18 protein-coding genes are annotated in these 18,342 nt (G+C 67.6%); 2 read left to right on the plus strand and 16 right to left on the minus strand.

Annotated features, from left to right (window positions below; translation table 11 throughout):
- Window positions 1–251 precede the first annotated feature (251 nt).
- Together ACFOYY_RS08460 and ACFOYY_RS08465 are read right to left on the minus strand one after the other, a co-directional pair.
- On the minus strand, window positions 252–878 hold the full coding sequence (locus tag ACFOYY_RS08460) for a response regulator transcription factor (RefSeq protein WP_352012626.1): 627 nt from the start codon (window positions 876–878) through the stop codon (window positions 252–254).
- 176 nt (window positions 879–1,054) lie between these two features.
- Window positions 1,055–1,714 carry a restriction endonuclease gene (locus ACFOYY_RS08465; protein WP_352012625.1) on the minus strand — a complete coding sequence of 220 codons (660 nt, stop codon included), beginning with the start codon at window positions 1,712–1,714 and terminating at the stop codon, window positions 1,055–1,057.
- Between the two features lie 451 nt (window positions 1,715–2,165).
- On the opposite strand from ACFOYY_RS08465, the gene ACFOYY_RS08470 reads away from it, so the two are divergent.
- Together ACFOYY_RS08470 and ACFOYY_RS08475 are read left to right on the plus strand one after the other, a co-directional pair.
- Window positions 2,166–3,128 carry a LysR family transcriptional regulator gene (locus tag ACFOYY_RS08470; protein ID WP_352012624.1) on the plus strand — a complete coding sequence of 321 codons (963 nt, stop codon included), beginning with the start codon at window positions 2,166–2,168 and terminating at the stop codon, window positions 3,126–3,128.
- Between the two features lie 244 nt (window positions 3,129–3,372).
- Complete coding sequence (locus tag ACFOYY_RS08475) at window positions 3,373–3,720, plus strand: hypothetical protein (protein WP_352012623.1); 348 nt, start codon at window positions 3,373–3,375, stop codon at window positions 3,718–3,720.
- A 1,282-nt stretch (window positions 3,721–5,002) separates the two neighbouring features.
- On the opposite strand, the gene ACFOYY_RS08480 is transcribed toward ACFOYY_RS08475, so the two are convergent.
- From ACFOYY_RS08480 to ACFOYY_RS08545, 14 genes are all read right to left on the minus strand, one after another.
- Window positions 5,003–5,842, minus strand: coding sequence for a helix-turn-helix domain-containing protein (locus tag ACFOYY_RS08480; RefSeq protein WP_386189091.1), 840 nt, complete (start codon window positions 5,840–5,842; stop codon window positions 5,003–5,005).
- Between the two features lie 5 nt (window positions 5,843–5,847).
- Entirely contained in the window at window positions 5,848–6,390 is a 543-nt protein-coding gene (locus tag ACFOYY_RS08485; RefSeq protein WP_386189093.1) for a DUF6879 family protein, read from the minus strand.
- Complete coding sequence (locus tag ACFOYY_RS08490) at window positions 6,374–6,742, minus strand: hypothetical protein (protein WP_386189095.1); 369 nt, start codon at window positions 6,740–6,742, stop codon at window positions 6,374–6,376. Before ACFOYY_RS08490 ends, ACFOYY_RS08485 begins: the two co-directional genes overlap by 17 nt.
- 435 nt (window positions 6,743–7,177) lie before the next feature.
- The gene (locus ACFOYY_RS08495; RefSeq protein ID WP_386189097.1) at window positions 7,178–7,444 is read right to left on the minus strand and encodes a hypothetical protein; all 267 of its coding nucleotides are present in this window, start codon (window positions 7,442–7,444) and stop codon (window positions 7,178–7,180) included.
- Between the two features lie 52 nt (window positions 7,445–7,496).
- A complete protein-coding gene (locus tag ACFOYY_RS08500) occupies window positions 7,497–8,150 on the minus strand; it encodes a peptidoglycan recognition protein family protein (protein WP_386189099.1) in 654 nt (217 codons plus the stop codon).
- A gap of 126 nt (window positions 8,151–8,276) precedes the next feature.
- Window positions 8,277–8,597, minus strand: a complete 321-nt coding sequence (locus ACFOYY_RS08505; RefSeq protein ID WP_386189101.1) for a hypothetical protein — start codon at window positions 8,595–8,597, stop codon at window positions 8,277–8,279.
- 323 nt (window positions 8,598–8,920) lie between these two features.
- Entirely contained in the window at window positions 8,921–9,331 is a 411-nt protein-coding gene (locus ACFOYY_RS08510; RefSeq protein WP_386189103.1) for a hypothetical protein, read from the minus strand.
- Window positions 9,328–10,632 (minus strand): hypothetical protein, encoded by a 1,305-nt coding sequence (locus ACFOYY_RS08515; protein ID WP_386189105.1) that lies wholly within the window; start codon window positions 10,630–10,632, stop codon window positions 9,328–9,330. The genes ACFOYY_RS08510 and ACFOYY_RS08515 overlap by 4 nt, the downstream gene beginning before the upstream one ends.
- A gap of 528 nt (window positions 10,633–11,160) precedes the next feature.
- Window positions 11,161–12,993: a phage distal tail protein gene (locus tag ACFOYY_RS08520; RefSeq protein ID WP_386189107.1), complete on the minus strand. Its 1,833-nt coding sequence runs from the start codon at window positions 12,991–12,993 to the stop codon at window positions 11,161–11,163.
- Window positions 12,994–13,042: 49 nt separating this feature from the next.
- Window positions 13,043–13,447: a hypothetical protein gene (locus ACFOYY_RS08525; RefSeq protein ID WP_386189109.1), complete on the minus strand. Its 405-nt coding sequence runs from the start codon at window positions 13,445–13,447 to the stop codon at window positions 13,043–13,045.
- Window positions 13,448–13,475: 28 nt separating this feature from the next.
- On the minus strand, window positions 13,476–13,904 hold the full coding sequence (locus tag ACFOYY_RS08530) for a hypothetical protein (RefSeq protein WP_386189111.1): 429 nt from the start codon (window positions 13,902–13,904) through the stop codon (window positions 13,476–13,478).
- A 2-nt stretch (window positions 13,905–13,906) separates the two neighbouring features.
- A complete protein-coding gene (locus ACFOYY_RS08535) occupies window positions 13,907–14,167 on the minus strand; it encodes a hypothetical protein (RefSeq protein ID WP_386189114.1) in 261 nt (86 codons plus the stop codon).
- 20 nt (window positions 14,168–14,187) lie between these two features.
- Window positions 14,188–17,469: a phage tail tape measure protein gene (locus tag ACFOYY_RS08540; RefSeq protein WP_449343613.1), complete on the minus strand. Its 3,282-nt coding sequence runs from the start codon at window positions 17,467–17,469 to the stop codon at window positions 14,188–14,190.
- A gap of 355 nt (window positions 17,470–17,824) precedes the next feature.
- A complete protein-coding gene (locus ACFOYY_RS08545) occupies window positions 17,825–18,337 on the minus strand; it encodes a DUF7426 family protein (protein ID WP_386189118.1) in 513 nt (170 codons plus the stop codon).
- Window positions 18,338–18,342: the final 5 nt, after the last annotated feature.

Below are 18,342 nucleotides of genomic sequence, written 5' to 3' on the forward strand. Positions count from 1 at the left end.
CCGGCGCCAAGTATGAGGAGCGTCCGGCTTGGGCGCGTCGGTGCTTGGACTGAGGAACGCAGGAGCGAAGCGACGGAGTGACGAGGGAAAGCGCCGACTCGGGGCGCCCAAGCCCCGCGACGCCGTCAGGCGGAGCAAGGAGACACAGCGACGAGGGAAAGCGCCGACTCGGGGCGCCCAAGCCCGCGACGCCGCCAGGCGTCGCAAAGAGACACAACCCGCGCCGCCGAAGGCGGAGCAAAGAGACACAGCTATCTCAACCAGCCGTCCTCCCTCACCCGGGTGGCGAGGTCGAGTTTGGTGTAGGCGGGTCTGCCCGCTCTGCGGTACTTCTCCTTGACCCGGTCGAGGTAGTTCTTGGCGGTTCCCGGCTGGACTCCCGCGCTGCGGGCCGCCGCGGACAGCGTCATCCCCGACGCGTAGGCCAGCAGTACGGCCCGTTCCTGGGGGGAGAGCACGGGGCGGTCGGCAGCGCGGTCGGACAGCCAGCAGAGCGCCAGTTCGGGGGAGTGCGTGCTTCCCCGGGTGGCGACCTCGCGGACGGCGGAGGTCAGCACGCTCAGGTCGTGGTCCTTGGTGAGGTATCCACCGGCCCCGGCCCTGACGACCTGGGAGCCCATGCTCGGTGAGGTGATCACGCTCACCACGAGCACCCGGCTGCCCGTGGCCACGATCCTGCGTACGTTGCCGATCGGGTCGGAGCGGTCGGCCAGGAGCAGGTCGAGGATCACCACGTCGGCGGGGGCGTGTCCTCTGGAGAGCAGTTCTGTGACCGTGCGGGCGGTGCCCGCCAGGCGTATGTCGGGGACTCCGGAGAACCAGGCGGTCAGTCCGTCGAGCAGCATCCGGTCGTCGTCGACCACTGAAACCGCGATCATGGTTGCCCTTCCCGGCACCGAGGAAACGGGGTGGTCTCGCCGTGATATGAACGCGTCAAAATCCCATTATGTCCTTACTTTTCGACCTGACTAACATAGATCATTACGCCAGTCGAAGTGAGAAATATGACATATACCAAGGCATACAGCGCCTGAGTCACGCCCGGTGGGAGGGCTCAGCCCCCGCGAGCCGTACGGCCGGGCAGGAGGGCCTCGCCGCCGAGCCAGGCGGCCAGCCGCTCACGCTCGACGAGGATCAGCCCGCCCTGGTTCGCCTCGGTCAGGGCGGGGCGGGTGAGGCGGCCGGAGGTGACCAGGACGCCGGTGTGCCCGGCGAAGGCGTGGGCCAGCGCGCCGAGGAAGTCGCGGACCTGGGGGGCGCCGACGCTGCCGGTGTAGCGCTTGCACTGGAAGGCGAAGGGGCGGCCCCCGGGGCCGATCGCGGTCAGGTCGACGCCCCGGTCGCCCGCGCCGCCGAGCAGCCTGACATGACGGAAGCCGTCCCGGCGCAGCAGTTCCGCGGTGAGCCTCTCGAACTCCGCCCCCGTCAGCCGGTCGACCCGCTCCAGCTCGGAGTTCTCCCGGAACCACCTGCGCTCCCGCTCGGCCGTCGCCCTGGCGCGCGCCACGGCGAAGGCCGTGGCCAGGACGAGCGCGGCGACGGCGGCGGCCACGAACCACGGCCAGTTCCGCTGCAGGAAGGGCAGGGCCGCCCTGAGCAGCAGGAACACCAGCGCGGCGCCGAAGAGCCAGAGCAGGAGACCGGTCTCGCCTCCCTTCCCGCGCTTTCCCGCGCCCGAGGGTCGTCTTCTTCCGGCCGGTCGCCGGTCCGCCATCGTGTCAGCTCCCGTCGTCAGGGGGTCGAAGCAGTGAGTGTGAACGACGTCTCCGACAGAAACGGTCATGAGAGGAGGGAGAGTTCCCCCTTTCGCGGAAGAAAGTCCCCCGGGGACCGATCGCGTTGGCGAGGCCGTACGAAAGGGAAAAACCATAAAAGAGCGGATAGTTCGCCATATAAGGCTTATGGAGAGAACGCGAACTTCATTTGGGTGCCGCCCCGTGGCCCCGAGGGGCGCCGCCCGGATCGGGTCCCGGTACGGCCCGGCGGGGGCGAGGTGGCGGTGCCGCCGTACCGCGCGGTGGGGGGGTGCCGGGGCGCGCGGGGCGGCGGCGGACAGGGGAGCGCTCTCTCGTTTGACCCGGAAAGATGTGCACAGTCTTGGAACCCTGTGAAATCGCTATTGGATTTTGATTTAAAATGGTAGGGTTTCTCCCTATCATCGCCGCATGGACATGGAAATGCGCCATCTTCGGGTCATCCATGCGATCGCCGAGCACGGCAGTATCTCCAAGGCGGCCTCCTCCCTCGGACTGTCCCAGCCCGCGCTGGCCGGTCAGCTGCAGCGCATAGAGCGCATGCTCGGCGGCCAGCTGTTCGAACGGGCCCACGAGGGCAGCCGCCCGACCGCGCTCGGCGGATGGATGCTGGAGCGGTCGAGTTCGCTGTTGCACGCCTTCGGCACCCTGCAACGGGATGCGCGCCACTACGTCGAGCGGGGTACGGGGAAACCTCTCGTGCGGGTCGGCTGTGCGCCGATGTCGCTGGCGGGATACGTCAGCAACTGCATGTACGACCTGGTGCCCGGGGTGGACTTCACCATCCGTACCGAGGAGTGCATGGACACCCTGCACTCCTTCATGGAGACGGGCAGGCTGGAACTGGCCGTCCTGGGTGACTATCCGGGCTACGAGCTGACGCCGCCGCCCGGGGTGGTGTACGAGATCCCGGTGATCGAACCGATCTTCATCGGGCTCGCGGAGTCCCATCCGCTGGCCCGGCAGGAGGAGATCGACCTGGCCGACCTGGCCGGCGACGACTGGGCGATGCCCCCGCAGGCGGAGGTGGGTCACAGGGAGCACTTCTGGGACGCCTGCAGGAAGCACGGTTTCGCCCCCAGGCTGAACTTCTCGGTCAGTCCCGCCCTGGCCTACGACCTGATCAGAGCGGGCAGGTGTGTGGGAATGTTCCAGGCGATCTACCAGCCGCACCCGGGGATCGTGGTCCGCCCGCTGGTGGGCACCCCCATGTTGTTCCGCTACATCATCGCCTGGACCCGGCACGGTCCGCTGGCCGAGCACGTGGTCTCCCTGATCAGCAGTGCGATCCGCAGGTACTGGAGCGAGGCGCTGAAGGTCCCCGTCTACGCGGCCTGGCTCGAACGCCACGGACAGCCCCTGCGTTTTCCGTAGTGTCCCATGCCGGTCGTCTTGATGGGGTTCATGCGGCAAATCTGGTTCGAGTGAAAAAATTGGAAAAGTGAAGACGTATCATATCAAGGGGAAAGATTTTCATCTTCCGGATGAGCGTGCCGAGAAGGATGTGGCCGATGCTTTTGAGGCCACAAACCATGGGATTAGACCGCTGCTGCTCATGTTCTGACATCGTGGAAACGCCGCAGTGATCAGCGGCTCAGAACACGATTCCGGAGGATCAATGAAGCTCTATCGCTCATCGCTCCGAAGCGCCGCGACGGCCGCCGCCGTCGCGGCGCTTCTCGGGAGCGGATTGACCACCGTATCGGCCATTCCCGCCCAGGCGGCCCCCTGCACCGTCAACATCTACAAGGTCAACACAGGTCATGGCGGGTCGAGTGTGTACGTCAGTTACATGGGCGCCGAGCTGGTCTATCAGGATCCGAAGGCGGATGATTCCCCCGTTACCGGGCCAAGTTCCTATGTGATGAAGCCCAACCAGGTCAATGGCAGACGTGCCGTCTACCTGGCCGGTGGCCGTCTGGCCTGGATGTACGCTCCGGCGCTGGAATACGAAACCTGTCGTTAGCCGGATTCGAGAGGGCGGCCCGCGACCGTGCGGCGCCGCCCTCTTCTCTTTTCCTCCGGGCGGACCTTTTCGTGGAGGCCGCCCGGACGGCCCGGGGAAAACCCGGCCCGGGAAACGGCGCCCGTCTTTGCGGTGGTCGGCCCGGATGGAAAAGGTGTGTCCGAAACGGACCGCCGTTATTCATTGCACAGGAAGGTTTCCTATTTAATACTGTTGTCAACGCGGCGTGTCCACGGTGCGGGGCGCAGTCTCTCCGTATCCCGGCCGCTCCGCCGTACCCCCCGGTGGTTCGTGTGGTCATTGGCCTCGGGGCGCTGACCGGCCCGGTCGTTCTCCCGTGGGCGATGACCGGGCCTGACAACGACATTGACTCCGGTTGTGCCGGAGGTCTTTGGCGCCACCCCTGATGTTCGCGGGATGGGGAATGACCTGCGGACACTCAAGAACGGCCTGGTCGCGCGACCGTCGGCCGGAATATGACACCGATGATTTCAGCCGCTCATCCGATGGGTAACGGGTGTCCGCTGACCAGTGAATACGCGCCCGTCCTCTGTCAAGAGATGAACGCCTGGTCACTCCATAGCAAGGCGCTATCAGTACCACCACCTATGCGCGACCCACAATACCCCCTGGTCGCCCCCACCAGTACGCACCGAAATATTGGGGAGTAAACCGTCAAAAAGGTGCGGCCCCCGTGCAGGTGATGCTGCACGGAGGGCCGCATGAGGCGCCCCCGGGGGTCTCCCCTCCAGAAGAGCCCAGGGCGCCGCCCGGCCCTGGCAAGCGAGACAGGAGCCGGGAGTCTGGTCAGTCGGGCGCGGGCTCGTGTCCCCCGTCCGGGGACGTCGAGCAGGAGGCCACGGCGCGGGCGCTCACCCACAGCCGCCCCAGCGCCGAGGACGAGGACACGATCTTCCGCCCGCAGTGCTTACATTTCCGGACGCCTGGGACCTGCGAGAGGTCGTCGGGGACACGAACTTTGTACGCGCGCCACGGGTCGTACGGCCCCAGGAGAAGCCGCAACCGTTCCTGGTCGTCGGCCCGGCTCACCGGGGCTCACCCGACGGCGCAGACTCCTGACGGGGAACGGGCAGGGCCCAGATGGTCACGATCCCGGACCACGACGCGTGGATGGCCGGCCACCTCTGGTCGGTTGGGGCCGGGGGCTCCGGGAGGTCGCGTGTACGGCGCCGACGGCCGTGGAATTTCTGGGGGTGCTGGAGGTCATCGCCCATGGTCAGGACGCTACGGCCGGGAGGCGTCCGGCCTGAAGGACGTTGACTTAAATTGACAGCCTCGCCCGCGCAACCTCCACCAGGGCCCGGGCCTCCGCCCCATACACCGCTGCCGCCTGCATCGCCGCGAACGCGTGCGCGTACACGGCGACCTCCGCAGGCTGCGTGACCGTCAACTGAGCGCTCGTCGTCTCCACCCGCACCAGCTCGTTGTCGAAAACCACGAACCCTTCGCCCGGCCCGATCAGCCGCGGCCCGGCCGCAGGGATGATGCCGAGACTGACCCGCTGCATGCCCATGACGTCCAGTAGACGGTCCAACTGGCCGGCCATCACCTTGTCGTCGCCGAACCGCGTGAGGAGCACCTGCTCCTCCAGGACCACAAGGAACCGGCGCCCCCCGAAGTACAGCACCCGTTGCCGGTCCATCCGTGCCGCGACCGCCGCCATGACGTCGTCAGGCAGGTCCCGGAACCGCTGCCGGGACCGGAGAACCACCTCCGCGTACTCGGCCGTCTGTAGCAGTGCGGGCGGTACGCCCGGTTGGTAGATCCGTAGCAGGGCCGCCCGCTCATACAGCGACGCGCTCGCCTCCTGACGGCGCCGGAGGCCCGTGCGAAGCTGCCGCCGCCACTCGACGTAGGCGGAGTCGATGCCGCGCACCGTGGCGATCAGGTCAGCCAGCTGATTCTCAGCACCACAGTGCAGGGCCCAAGCGCGCAGGTCCTTCTCGGACGGCCCGCGCTTGCCGAGCTCCAGCTGCGTAATTTTGGACGGGTGCCACCCGGCCAATGCAGCAAGCGCCCGCCCCGTGAGGTGCGCGTCCTTGCGGATCTCCCGGAGGCGGGCGCCGAGCGCTTGCCGGGCCTGCTCAGCCTGCTTGGACATCAGGGTCAGGCGGTGACCGGCTTGTAGTCGGCGTGCGGGATCCCCAGAGGCCACAACAGGTCACGTACCCGCACGCAGTCAGCGACGACGGCTGGGTCCTCGACGAGTTCCATCCCAGCCGCGCGGCCTTCGGCGTCGACCAGGTTGACCACGACGGAGGTCTCGTCGAGGAGCCACCAGTCGTGCCCCTCCACGGGCAGGGCGAGGTCGGTCGGGAACTGGTGGCGGGGAAGCCACCGGATGTCCTCGCCGAACTCCACGTTGAAGGCGGTTCCCTCGTGTTCCCACCGGATGTAGTCGGTGTGCGGCTCGGTGACCACCCTCACGCGCCGGACGGTGCGGCCCGTGCTGGTGATGCCCTGCACGAGAGCCCCCCACCCGCTCCGGCGGGCCGTGATCTCCTCGTCTGTCTCCGGGATCCCGGCCAACCACCGGGTGAAGGGGCCCGACTCAGCGGGGACGCCGTAGACGTCGCGCAGCTCCAGGTGGAACGCGCCGTGCTTCACGTTGGCGAACCGGGCCCGCCACTCGTCACGCTCCAGCTGCATCGGCGTACTCCTCCCGAACCTTGTCGCGCAGCCCTAGGGCCACTTCGATGACGGTCTCGAACTCCGCGACCGGCTGCAGGGAGAGACGCGCTTCGGGGTCCGTCACCTGGCGTCCACGGATCAGGTAGGTGTCCTGGCTGGTGCGGACGATCTCGACGGGCTGGCCGTCGCTGGGGGAGTCGAGCTGGCCGCTGTTGGCCATGCGGGTCATCAGGCGGCACGGCACTTCCACGACAGCCGGGTTCGAGGTCTGCCACCCCTGCACGAGGTAGGTGCCGGCGTCGGTGTCGTACAGGCTTGGACATTCATCGTCCTGGCTCTCGGGGTCCTTGCCGAGGAACGTGATCTTCATGTGACGCCTCCCGAACGTAGAGGAACCTGATCGGGAGCATCCCACGCGGCGCTGCTCAACGGCGGCCAACACGACGAAAAGCCCCCGCCCGCTCTCACGAGGAGAACGGGCGGGGGCTTTAACCCCGCATGCGCGGGGACCACAAGCTGGAGAAGATCACGGACTACTACAAGCAGGGACCATCCCCGCATGCGCGGGGACCACGGCAAGCACGCGATCTGGGTAGACGCAACGATCGGACCATCCCCGCATGCGCGGGGACCACAGTAAGGCAGTGGACGCGCTGACCAAGAAGCAGGGACCATCCCCGCATACGCGGGGACCACACTTGCTCACCTGCGGCTTTGCAGGCCACAACCCTCGAAATCATTCAGTTGTACAGAACTCAGTGGGGCCCGGCGAGCTGGCCGCACAGCCGGACCCCGACCGCCAAGACTACAGGCCGCGCAGATCCCGATCGGAATGCACACCCGGGTGATACCCCGACGTACCGCCGTCCGTACGCAGCCAGGACGGGAGCAGGGCCTGCACGCTCGGCAGCGCCATCACCCGCGCGAAACCACCGGCGACCGCGAGTGCCCCGGCGACCCAGGGCAGCGCCTCCGGCACCCCGGACGCGTCCACGATCATCGGGAGCGCGACGGCGACGCCGACCGCAGTCTGCAGGACGGTCCGGATGGACCGCTTGTTCGCGTCCTTCATGAAGCCCTCCAAGGAGGTCGTGGCCGCCACCTCGACGGCCAGGAATGGATGGTCAGGCGATGCGGAGCAGCACCGGCCACGTCGCCGGGCCGACGATGCCGTCCACGGTGATCCCGGCCGCGGCCTGCAGCCCGCGGACGCCCTGCTCGTGGGCGGAGGTGAACGTGGTGTCGTCGATCTTCGGATCGAGCGCGTAGTCCCTCGCGAGCAGCAGGTAGTGCATGGTCTTGACGTCCCAGCCGCGGTCGCCCTTCTTCAGGACGGGGAGCTTCTTCACCAAGGCCTCCTCAAGGGTGGGGGCGGGCTTCTTCTCGGCGGGCCGCGGCGCCCCAGCGCGGACCCACGCGTACAGCGGGCCGCCCGGGCACGACGTCGCGTAACCGTCCCGGTGACCTCGGATCTCGCGGCCGGCGCCGCCGTGCTCCCGCAGGTAGTCAACGGCGTCGAGTACGGCGTGCAGCAGCTCGTCGTTCGGCTGCGTGAAACCCGTGCTGCCGACGAGGGCGAGCACCGCGTAGTGCTGGCTGTTGAGGCCAGGCCCGTTCGCAGCCGGGATGTAGCCGGGGCCACGACCGATGAACACCCGCCGGTGCGGGCAGGCCACCATCGAGTACCCGATGTCCGAGTACGGCTGCTCCCTGCCACCCGCCATGTGCATCCGCTGGATCGACAGGACGAGCTCAATGCACCGACGGTGGTCGGTCACAATGTCAGTAGGGACGTGTCCGCCTGTGTAGTGAATTTTCACGCCCCGGGTGGAAGCGATGCGGACGAGCCGCTGGGACGGCGGTCGGGCGCCCCACCCTGCGCGGCTGATGATCTGGGCCATGGTTCATGCCTCCGGAGGGAAGTCGGGGGTGGTGAGGGCGTGCTCGACGCGGCGGACGCTCGCCTCCACACGGTTGACGACGTCGCGCGTCGAGGAGCCGCCGTTCGGTTTCAACTGCGCCTCGATCACCTCGGTGCGCGCCTCGATCGCCTCCAGGCGGGACATCACGCCCGGCCGGGCCGGGACCCCAGGGCGCGCCGGTTCTCCCTGCCAGTCGTCCAGCCAGTCGTGGACGCGCTTGACCAGGCCGAAGAACTTGACGACGACGGCAGCGCCCCCGGCAAGGGTGGCCAGTGCCACGCAGACGGCCAGGATCTCGGTCACATGGGCTCCCGTTTGGAGGGGGTGACGGATCCGTGCGATCCGTCACAACGGTGGTAAGTGGGTTGACGTGCAGGAACGCGCGGATGCCAGGGTGGCCGTGACGGATGACAGGTTCCGCCGGGTTCCCCCCTCACGCGTACGCGTGCGCGCGCACGTGGGGCGATAACAGGGGGAGATCTGTCATCTGTCATCGGGGATGGCCCCGGGAAGGCATTCCGCCAGGTCAGACGGTGTGAAAGGCCGATGACAGATCTGTCATCGGGGGTGGGAGAGCGCCCGCGCATCCCTCGGAAGCGCACCCTCCACACGGGCGCCCTCCCGGCTCAGGGGGACGGCCACAGCGGGATCGCGGCGCCCCGGTTGATGACGTCCCGCAGGCACACCTGCAGCATCGCCGCGTCCGCGCGCAACGCGTTGTAGTTCGACGCGGTGGGTGCGCTGACGATCGACGCCGGACTGGTGAAGGAGGTCGGGTACTGGGGCGTCGTCGTCTGGACGATCCCGAGCGGCCGGTTGGTGCCGGAGGAGTCCACGTACCGCACCATCGACCCGTCGTAGATGAGATTGGCGCCGCTGGGCGGAGTCGCTGCGCTGCCCGACGGCAGGTTGAACGGGCCGGACGCCTTGCCGACCGTCAGGCCCGGCCCGGACCTCTGGGCGGCCTCCAGGCGCTCGATGCGCTTCAGCAGGTCCTGGATGATGCGCGACAGGTCCGTGCCGTACAGGTCCGTCATGTGGCCTCGCTCTCCAAGATGAGCTGAACGATGTCCTTGCCGACGCCCTTCTCCGCGGGCGTGACGGCGATGCCGATGATGCGTTCCGACGCGTCGTATCCGGCGCCTCCGTCGACGCGTTCGTGCCAGACGTTGGTCATGACCTGCCGGGCGAGGTCGCCGAGGCTGTTCATGTTCAGGCTGGAGTGACGGCCGAGGATGACGGTCACGGACCGGACCCACACGGCGCCGCCCGCACGGTCAGCCCAGTAATCCGCGTACGCGTTCAGCGTGCTGGTGTCCGTCGACTGGGTGGGGTGGTCGACGAGGTGGTCGATGCGGGGCCACCCGGCCGCACGGTGAGCGGTGGTCTTCGTCGTCGAGTAGACCGGGGCCCGGTCCTCCGTCGCGTCCCCCTCAGGGGTGCCGCCGCGCACGTCCCAGTCCGTACCGCCTCTGAGCGCGTCGATGTCGATCGACCACTGGTCAATCTCCCCGCCGTGCGGGGACTCGGTGAAGACGTGCACCGTGTCGCTGACGATCTTCGGTGCGCCCCACACCCAGGTCGACGTGACTCCGTCCGGACCGACCTCCTCGATGAGGGTGTACTCGAACCCGTCGCTGGTCCTGGCGTACTCCTGAAGGATGCGGCCGTACGACGTGCCGGAGTCCGGCTTCACTTCCAACGCCCGGGACCCGCCGCCCGTCCCGCCCTGCAGCTGCAAGCCGATGTTGGCTCCGGGCTGCGCCTGCGCGTGCGTCAGCAACGCCCTCGCGTTGGTGATCTGGTTGCCCGAGTACGACAGCGATGTGCGGACGCGGACGGAGAAGAAGTACGAGTCCAAGGTGCTGGCGCGCAGATGCACGGAGACCTTCCCATCCCTGCCGCGCGCGACCCTCGCCCCGTGCAGCCAATACCTCCCGGCCAAGACCCCGTCCCGCCAGATGCGGATCTCGATCCGGCCGGGCCCGGTCGTCAGGTCGGAGCGGGTGAGGGGGATGACGCGCCGTACGGCCTGGGCGACCCTGCGGTTGGGGACCGGCAGGGTCCCGGAGAAAGCACCGGCCTCGCTGATCCTCTTGTCGTAGGTGACGCCCTGCGGGTACAGGTCGTCGCGGTACTCGCCGGTCAGGAAGTCGTGCGCCGTATACCTGTAGAGCGCGGACCCGCGCCCCGGGGTGAACGCCGGAACAGGCGGCGTCGACGGCACCGTGGCGCCGGGCTGCACCACCAGCGTGTACGTGGTCCACGCTGACACAGTGCTGGACGAGAACTGCAGCTGGGGCAGGTCCGCGCTGGACACCAGCCCCTTCGCGCCCACCCAGGAAAATATGGGGCCGCTACCGGACTGCCGGGATTCGTAGCCGCTCCCCACGATCCACGTCGGGCCAGGGGTGGAGATACGGTACGTGGCGGCATACCGCACCTCCACTCCTCCAGCCGCCCCAGGAGATGCTGGCCGACCCCACACCCCCACGTAGGTGAAAGTGCTGTTCCACGTGTCGGACACCAGCGTGAGGCCAGCAGGTGTAGCGCCGCGCAGGTGCAGGATGGTGGCGAGCCCGCTCGACGACGCATCCTGCGTAATCTGGTAGGCCGAGGGGTTCGTGGGGCCTGCGACCTGCGTGAAGAGATACGTCTTCAGGTCGCGCTCATCGACTTGGTGGACCGAGACCCACGGGGCGCCCCCGGTGATGGTGGGCGCTGTCGCGTGGCTCTCCACGGTGATGACCGCGACAAGAAGGTCCCCCGCCTGGATACCAGTGGGGGCGTCGGCCAGGTCGTACGGGCCGGCCACTTCGGTCACCTTGATGGCGCGGGGGTCAGCGGACACGACACCTCCTCCAGGTCAGGCGATGGCGTGGCGCCACAGGACGGCGGCACCTGCGGTGCCGCCGGACGCGGTCGAGTACAGGAGCGTGTTGGGGCCGGGACCGAGCACGAAATCCTTGATCGACGTGGAGCCTTCGATGAGGGTGGAGAGCTCGTCGTCCCCGTTCAGGACGACCGTGCCGTGCTTCGTGTCGATCTCCAGCGTCTGCCCGTCGGGCACCGTGATGTCGAACCCGACCACGCGGTCGAGCGTCAGGTTGTCGATCTGCGGCGTTGTCGCGGGCCCCGGAATCCGGAGGATCTCCGGTGTGTCCGTGTTGCCGTCGTTCAGCACCGCCGTCTCGACGTCAAGCGGAATCACCGCCGAGTACCGGACCACCGAGTACCGGCGCGGATCCGAGCACACCCACTGGATGACGCCCCGGGACAATCCGAGCCTCGCCTGCCGGTTGACGGGGCCCGGCTCCCGCTGCGTCAGGTGCCCGTACACCAGGTACGGCTGGTCATCATCGAAGTCCCAGATGACCAGTGACCCGGGGTCCTCCGTGGTGGAGATGCCGGTCGCCAGCTCGAGGTCCCGCACGGTCCGGCCGATCTCGGTCCGGGCCGCCTTGATGAGCGTCGCCCAGGTGACGGTGCGCTCGGCCAGGTACGGCTGCCCGTCATAGCTGCCGTGGCCGAGCGGCTGGTCGACGTTGCCGGACACGACTGGGGGCAGGGTGCGCCACCCGGTCAGCTCCTGCCAGCTGTACGGCGTTCCGGACCCAAGCAGGAATCCCTGCCACTCAGCCTGGCCCGCCCTGGTCACCTTGTCGCCCGGAAGGATCGGCGCATCCACGACCGGGCCGGGCACTGAGGCGGAGACCGCGACGACGCCCATGATGACGGTCGCGTCCACCCGCACTGTCGGGGCCAGGACCGCCGTGGTCGCGGTGACGGCGGTGAGGGTGGTGCTCGCGTCTGCGGACACTCCCGGGGCCGGGACCGTTGTGGTCGCGGTGACGGGGCCGGCCGAGACGAGCTCGGTCGGTTCCGTGCTGACGGACACCGTCGGGACCGTGGTGGTCGCGGTGACGGGGTCCGGGTGAGCATTCACCCCTGCGGACACTCCCGGGTCAGGGACCGTCGCCGCGGCGGTGACGGGGTCCGGGTGGGCGCCCGCACCATATGCCACAGTCGGGGTAGGCACGGAGGCGGTTGCGGTGACGGGGTCCGGGGTGACGTTCGCGTCCACGGAGCCGGTGAGGACCTCAATGGCGGCCCATTGCCAGTCGGCCGTCCCGGATCCGGCTGCGTCGAGGTTGAACGTGACGCTGGTCCCAGCCGTTGGCGTGTTGGCGGCCTTGGCCGCGACCAGCCCCCAGAAGTGGCTGGAGTCGCCGAATGCCGTGAAATCATCCGTCGAAGTCGGGCTGCCCGTTGTGTATTCGACGGCGACCAGGAAGCCCCGGCTTCCTGCACCTGTTGAGGTGTAGGCGGCGACGTTCGAGTTGTTGACGGCCGTCGAGTTGTTTCCGGTCGCCCCCACCGGGGTGGCCAGGCTCGCCCCGGTGACGACGTAGACCTTGAGCGCGGCCCCGCTCCAGGACCCGGTAACGGACGCGGTGATACCGGAGGCCCCGGCCGCGCAGGGAGCTGTCCAGATCTCGTGGTAGGCGCCGGAGTAGACGCGCTGAACGCGTCGGGTCCAGGTCAGGCCGCCACCAGACGTGACGGTGGGGGCGGCGTTGAACGCCGCGACACACGCCACCAGGACCGTCTGTGCCGCCGCGTTGAAGGCCGCGGTGGTGAGCGTTCCAGTGGTCCACCGCTGCACAAGTGCGGGGCTGGTGGCGATGCCGACGGTCATCCCCCACCTCCTTCACGTTGAGATGAGCGATGAGCAGAGTTCGGCGAAGCTACGGGGTCCAGTCGACCGTGAACAGCCCTGAAGAGTGCGGGGTGACCAGCAGGGTCCCGTCGCTCGTGTTGACGGGGACGGCGAGGGCGATGCCGACCATGAGGTTGTCCCCGGCGAGGGCGTCGGCGTACATGTCGATGTGCTGGACGCCGCTGAGCGTGGAGCTGGTCCATTGGACGGCGTCGGTCGAGTACTTCGACACTCCGGCGCCTGGCCGGGAGAATGCGGTCCCAGTGACGACCTTGCCGCCCGCGGTGTACCCCGTGCCGCTGATCTCGTTCGTCGACGAGTACGCGGTGTTGGCGTTGTAGTCAGGCGACCGGCTCGACGTGTAGAGCGCCCACTTATGCGTCTCAGCGTCGAAATCCAGCGCCAGCTGGGTGCTGTCCCAGATGTCTTCCATCGTCGGGAGGTAGATCCCACTCGGCATGTCAGGCCTCCGCCCCAGTCAGTGCGGCCAGCTCCCGCCGGACCACGGCCGCCTCAGCCTGCGCACGCTCCAGCTGGGAGCGCGCCTGCCCCACCGCCGCCTCCAGCTCAGCGCGCTGGGCGGCGTCTTCCTCGCCGTCTTGGTCGAGGATCGGCCCGGCGAGCCGCTGCTCGATCGCGACGATCGTCGCGGCGAGATGAACAATCTCCTGCTCTCGTCTGAGCCAGGTGCGGGTCTCGTTTAGCTGGTTCGACGCCTGGAGCTTGCGCTCCTTCGCCGCCTCGATCGCCTCCCGGTCACCGGAGGCGAGGGCGGCCCGGTACGCCTCCTTCGCCTCCTGGTGCTCATCAGCGATCGGCTCCAGCGCCTCCAGCAGCTCCAGCTCGGCGCGTATCTGCTGGCTGCCGCGCCTCACGATTCGTTTCGCCATGGTCAGTCGCGCTCCTCACGGACCAGACCGGTCCACGGGTTGAATCGGATGTGGGGGAGGATGACGTGGGCGTCCTGGCCCGCCCACCGCATCCGAATCTTGTTGCCGTCCTCGTTCGTGATGACCTTGATCCAGTGCCCGGTCTGGGTGTCCCGGTACTCACGCGCCTTCGGCTTCACCCGGTGCGACCACCCTCGGGGGCGGGCCTGCACGGACCGGAGCCGAGCCAGGTCGGCGGGGGTGTACGCCTGTAGTCCGGCCACGCCGAACCTCCTTGGGGGTTTCAGATGTTGCCTCGGGAGAGGAAATCGAAGCCGACCTGCGCCCCGATCTTGTGGACGTCGGCCTCCTCGCGGACCGTCATGGACGGGGTGTTGATCTCGACCTTCACGCCGCCGCCGCCGTACGTGCCGGTCGGGGAACCGGCGTCCTTGCCGACCGCGTAGTCGCCCGCGTTGGATCCGGCCACCATGTTGTTGATGGGGATCTTCGTCGTCGACGCCTTCGCGGCCTTCGCGACGGAGTCCCCGCCCAGCGTGGACGCTGCGGAGGCGCCGGCCACGGCCTTGGTGACCAGCGCGGTGAGCGTCTCCGTGGCCGCCCCCTCCCGGGCCTGGATGCCCTGGATCAGGCCGTCCACGGTGTAGCCGCCGATCTCCGCCATCACCTGCGACGGAGACTTAATCTTGAGTTCCTTCTTGATGGCCGCGACAAGGGCTTTCGCGATTTTCGCCATTTCCGCGTCGAGCTTCTTCAGGGAATCCTGCAAGCCCTTGAGATATCCCTCGCCCGACTTTTTGCCGACGTCATACAGGGCGTCAGCCGACGATTTCCCGAGCTTCTTGGACGCCTTGTCCACCGCAGCTTGCGCCTTATTGAGCGCCTTGATTTCGGAGCCGTCGCTGCCGACCAGCATTTCCGCGAAAGAAGCGCCCTTTTCCACGCCTGCGTCAATGATGTCCTGCAAGACTTTTTTGTTCAGGCCCTTTTTGGCGAGAGCCTGAATGTCGTTCGCGAAGCTGTTTATCGCGGACGCCTTGCTTTGCAGCTGGGACGCCATGTCCCCGGCCCCGGTGAGATCCTCGGCCTTCAGGCCGGTGATCGACGCCCATTCCTCAGCCGACCCGGCGACGGTCTTCGCGTACTCCTTCGCCGCCGCCAGCTTCGCGACGAGCTCCTCGCGCTGCTTCGCCAGGGCCGCGAGCGAGTCGTTGCCGCCCTTCACGAAGTCGAGCAGGCCATCGGCGACCTCAGGCTTGCCCTTGAAGGCCTTCTTGATGTCCTCGACCATCTTCTCGACGACCGACTTGGCGTTCTCGCCTTCCTTCGTCAGGCCGACGATGAGACCCTTGACGGTCCAGTGGCCGATTTCCTCGAAAACCTTGGACGGGGAATGGATTCCAAGTGCGTTCTTCGCGGCCGTGACCGCGCTGTTCACGACGTTTCTCGCGGAGTCCGCAAGCTCCCCGGCTTTCGCCCGGACACCGTTGATCATGCCCTGGATCAGGTCGCGCCCGGCCTGGAGAAGCCAATTCCCGACATTCGCGAAAACTGTGTTTATCTTCTTGGGGAGGCCCTGCACGTACTTGATGGCGTCCTGCACGCCGTCATTAATGGCTTTCGTCATGCGATTCCACACGGCGACCGTGTCGGAGCGCAGGTCTTCCCAGCCCTTCGAGGCGCTCGACTTGATTGCGGCGATGCTGCGCTTTACCTGGTCCTCCGCCATCTGCCATAGGGAGTCCCAGATTTTGCGGAGGCCCTCTTTCACCTCCTCCATGTCCCCGGTGAGGAGGCCTTTGGCAATTTTTATCGCCCCGGAAACGGTGCCCCAGAAGCCATTCCAAATCGAGAGGAAGGTGTCTACCAGCCAGGTGACGGTGGCGATCACGTCGTCGCCGTACTCGTCCCACAGCTCTTTCGCAATGGCGAGGGCGTCGTCTACGGTTTCGCCGACTGACGCCATCCCCTCCTGGAGGGTGGCCCCCCATTCCTGGATCGTCGCCTGATTTTCCGTCACCCATTCCTGAATATCCCCAGTGACGGAATCCCAGATTTCCTTACCTTTCCCGGCCCACTCCTGAAGTTTGTCCAGAGCGCCAGAAAATTCGAACCCCGCGCTGACCTTGTCGGGGGAGGGCCCNCCCCCGCCGAGGAAATTGGTCAGGTTCTGGGAAATGCCTCGCTTGAATTCCTCGATGCGATTCGACGCTGTGTCGTGCAGCGCGTCACCGGCCCGCTTCGCGGCTCCACCGACATCATCCAAGGCGTTCGATGCCGGGCGGAGCGCGGCCAACGCGTCGATGTTGCCGAGGTCTTCAAATTGCGTGCCGAAAAGCGCGACGGCGACCTGTTCCCGCTTCACTGGGTCGTGAATGCTGAGGATGCCGTCGAGGATCTGCTGGAAGGCCTTCTTCGCGCTGGGGCCACCGGCGAGGATCTTCTTCGACATGTCCTCCGCGTTGAGGCCCAGCGTCTTGTACGCAGCGACGCTGGAGGCCGACATGTCGACCGACCGGATGCGGAATTCCTTGAGGGCGTCGCCAGCTTTGTCGAGCTGAATCGTGCCGCCCTCGGCCGCCTTGGCCAGGATGCCGAAAGCCTCCTCGCCGGAAATTCCGAGGCCCTTGAAGAACACCGAGTATTCGTCGGCGGCGTCGAGGAGGTCCTCGCGGACCGCAGCCGGGACCCGCTGCAGGGAGGCGGTGATGAGGTCGAAGGCCTCGGAGGCGTTCTTCGCCATCCCGGTCTTGATCAGGATCCCGACCGACGCGACCGATCGGTTGACGTCGATGTCGAAGATCTTCGCCAGGTCGAGCGCCTTGGCGGTGGTGGCCTGCAGGCTGGCCTGGCTGACCTTGCCGACGTCCACCAGCGTGGATCCGACCGCGCCTAGGGCCTCGGCGACCTCGTCCATGCTGTCGCCGTACGCCTGCGCGTACAAGGCGCCGGCCGCCTTGCCGAGCTTCTCCGACTCCTTACCCGTCGCCCCCAACTGAGCGATCAGCTTGGCCTTGGCGTCCTCCGCGTCGAGCGCCGACTCGAAGCCGGACATCAGCAGTTCACCGATCGCGGCGCCCGCGGCCGCCCACCCGAGACCCTTCAGGGTGGACATGAAGCCGTCCCCAGCGGCGGCGACGCGTGGCCGGCCGGAGTCCTCCGTGCCGTCGCCGAACTCCTCACCCGACTGCTCGCCGCGACGGCGTGCGACCCGGCGGGCCTCGTCGAGGCCGTCGTCGAGGCCGTCGACGAGCTGCTCCCCGGCTTCCCGGCCGACACGGTCGACGTCCCGAACCCCGGCCTGCAGGGAGTTGACGAGCTGATCGCCCGTACGTTTCCCTGCCTCCTGGGCGACGTCGTCGAGCTCGTCGAAGGCCGCGTCGATCGCGGCGTCGAGCTCGGCCGCGAAGGCATCGGCTTCGTCGAGCATCTCGTCGAAACTGGCGTCGAGCGCGGACTCGAACCGGTCGAGCTCGCGGATCGCCTCGGAGGGGTCGAGCCCGTCGCGGATCGCCTGCTCAATCTCGTCGAGCGATCGGACGACGGTGGATTCCATGCTGGCCATGGAGGACGTCGTGCTCGACTGGAGCTTGGACAGGTCCTGGCCGATAGCCCTGGTGCCGCTGGTGAAGTCGCTCTTGTCGAGCTGGGCGTAAGCGACGAGCTCGCCGACGGTCAGAGCCACGAGGGATCACCCCCTCGAGGTCAGTCGTCGTCGAACTCCGCCGTAGAGGGCGGTGTGGAAGCGCCAGGCTCGCGCTCGGCGCGCAACACCCGGAAGATGCGGCTCTTCGGCTCAGTCAGCAGACCCAAGACGCGGACGCGCAGCCATGCCCCGGTCCGGGCACGGAGCAGGCCAGGCTCGCCCAGATCCACCCCGTACGTCTGGTGGAGGTCAGCCTCGATCAGGGCCCAACGGGTTAGGAGATCTTCCCAGGTGATCCCGCTGTCCTGCGGCTCCGGGTCGTACCACTCCCGGATGCCGGTGACGGGGTCGATGGGGCCGCCGCCGGGGTCTCCTCGTCGGTCGTCTCCGAGGTCGACGTCAGTTTTGGGAGGCCGCCCTGCCACACTTCCATGGCCCGCTCCTCGCCGTGCAGGTGCCAGTTCAGGGCGGTCGCGCCACACCGTCGAATCTGCGGCCACGCCGCGCCGTCGGCCACCAGCTCGTCATACACGGCACCGAGAGACCGCCGGAGGAAAGCGGCCTCAGACCGGTCGTCGAGGATCTCCTCGTCGTCGCTCTGGGCAGCGGCGGCTCTGTCGCGTACGCCGGTGAAGTGCGCGGTGAAGCGCGCCCAGGTGTCAGCGTCCATCGGCTTGACCTGGTAGACCTTGGTCTGCCCCGCCGGGCGGGATCCACGGGCGGGGAGGGGGACAGGCAGGTCGAGCGTCTCGCCCAGGGAGGCGTCGAGTTCGGGAAAGCGAGGCATAGGAG

Source organism: Streptosporangium jomthongense, assembly GCF_042650425.1.
GTDB lineage: Bacteria > Actinomycetota > Actinomycetes > Streptosporangiales > Streptosporangiaceae > Streptosporangium.

Bases quoted from the DNA above. Each gene is read 5' to 3' on its own strand.
- ACFOYY_RS08460 (WP_352012626.1), bottom strand. From the start codon at position 878: ATGATCGCGGTTTCAGTGGTCGACGACGACCGGATGCTGCTCGACGGA.
- ACFOYY_RS08465 (WP_352012625.1), bottom strand. From the start codon at position 1,714: ATGGCGGACCGGCGACCGGCCGGAAGAAGACGACCCTCGGGCGCGGGA.
- ACFOYY_RS08470 (WP_352012624.1), top strand. From the start codon at position 2,166: ATGGACATGGAAATGCGCCATCTTCGGGTCATCCATGCGATCGCCGAG.
- ACFOYY_RS08475 (WP_352012623.1), top strand. From the start codon at position 3,373: ATGAAGCTCTATCGCTCATCGCTCCGAAGCGCCGCGACGGCCGCCGCC.
- ACFOYY_RS08480 (WP_386189091.1), bottom strand. From the start codon at position 5,842: ATGTCCAAGCAGGCTGAGCAGGCCCGGCAAGCGCTCGGCGCCCGCCTC.
- ACFOYY_RS08485 (WP_386189093.1), bottom strand. From the start codon at position 6,390: ATGCAGCTGGAGCGTGACGAGTGGCGGGCCCGGTTCGCCAACGTGAAG.
- ACFOYY_RS08490 (WP_386189095.1), bottom strand. From the start codon at position 6,742: ATGAAGATCACGTTCCTCGGCAAGGACCCCGAGAGCCAGGACGATGAA.
- ACFOYY_RS08495 (WP_386189097.1), bottom strand. From the start codon at position 7,444: ATGAAGGACGCGAACAAGCGGTCCATCCGGACCGTCCTGCAGACTGCG.
- ACFOYY_RS08510 (WP_386189103.1), bottom strand. From the start codon at position 9,331: ATGACGGACCTGTACGGCACGGACCTGTCGCGCATCATCCAGGACCTG.
- ACFOYY_RS08520 (WP_386189107.1), bottom strand. From the start codon at position 12,993: ATGACCGTCGGCATCGCCACCAGCCCCGCACTTGTGCAGCGGTGGACC.
- ACFOYY_RS08525 (WP_386189109.1), bottom strand. From the start codon at position 13,447: ATGGAAGACATCTGGGACAGCACCCAGCTGGCGCTGGATTTCGACGCT.
- ACFOYY_RS08530 (WP_386189111.1), bottom strand. From the start codon at position 13,904: ATGGCGAAACGAATCGTGAGGCGCGGCAGCCAGCAGATACGCGCCGAG.
- ACFOYY_RS08545 (WP_386189118.1), bottom strand. From the start codon at position 18,337: ATGCCTCGCTTTCCCGAACTCGACGCCTCCCTGGGCGAGACGCTCGAC.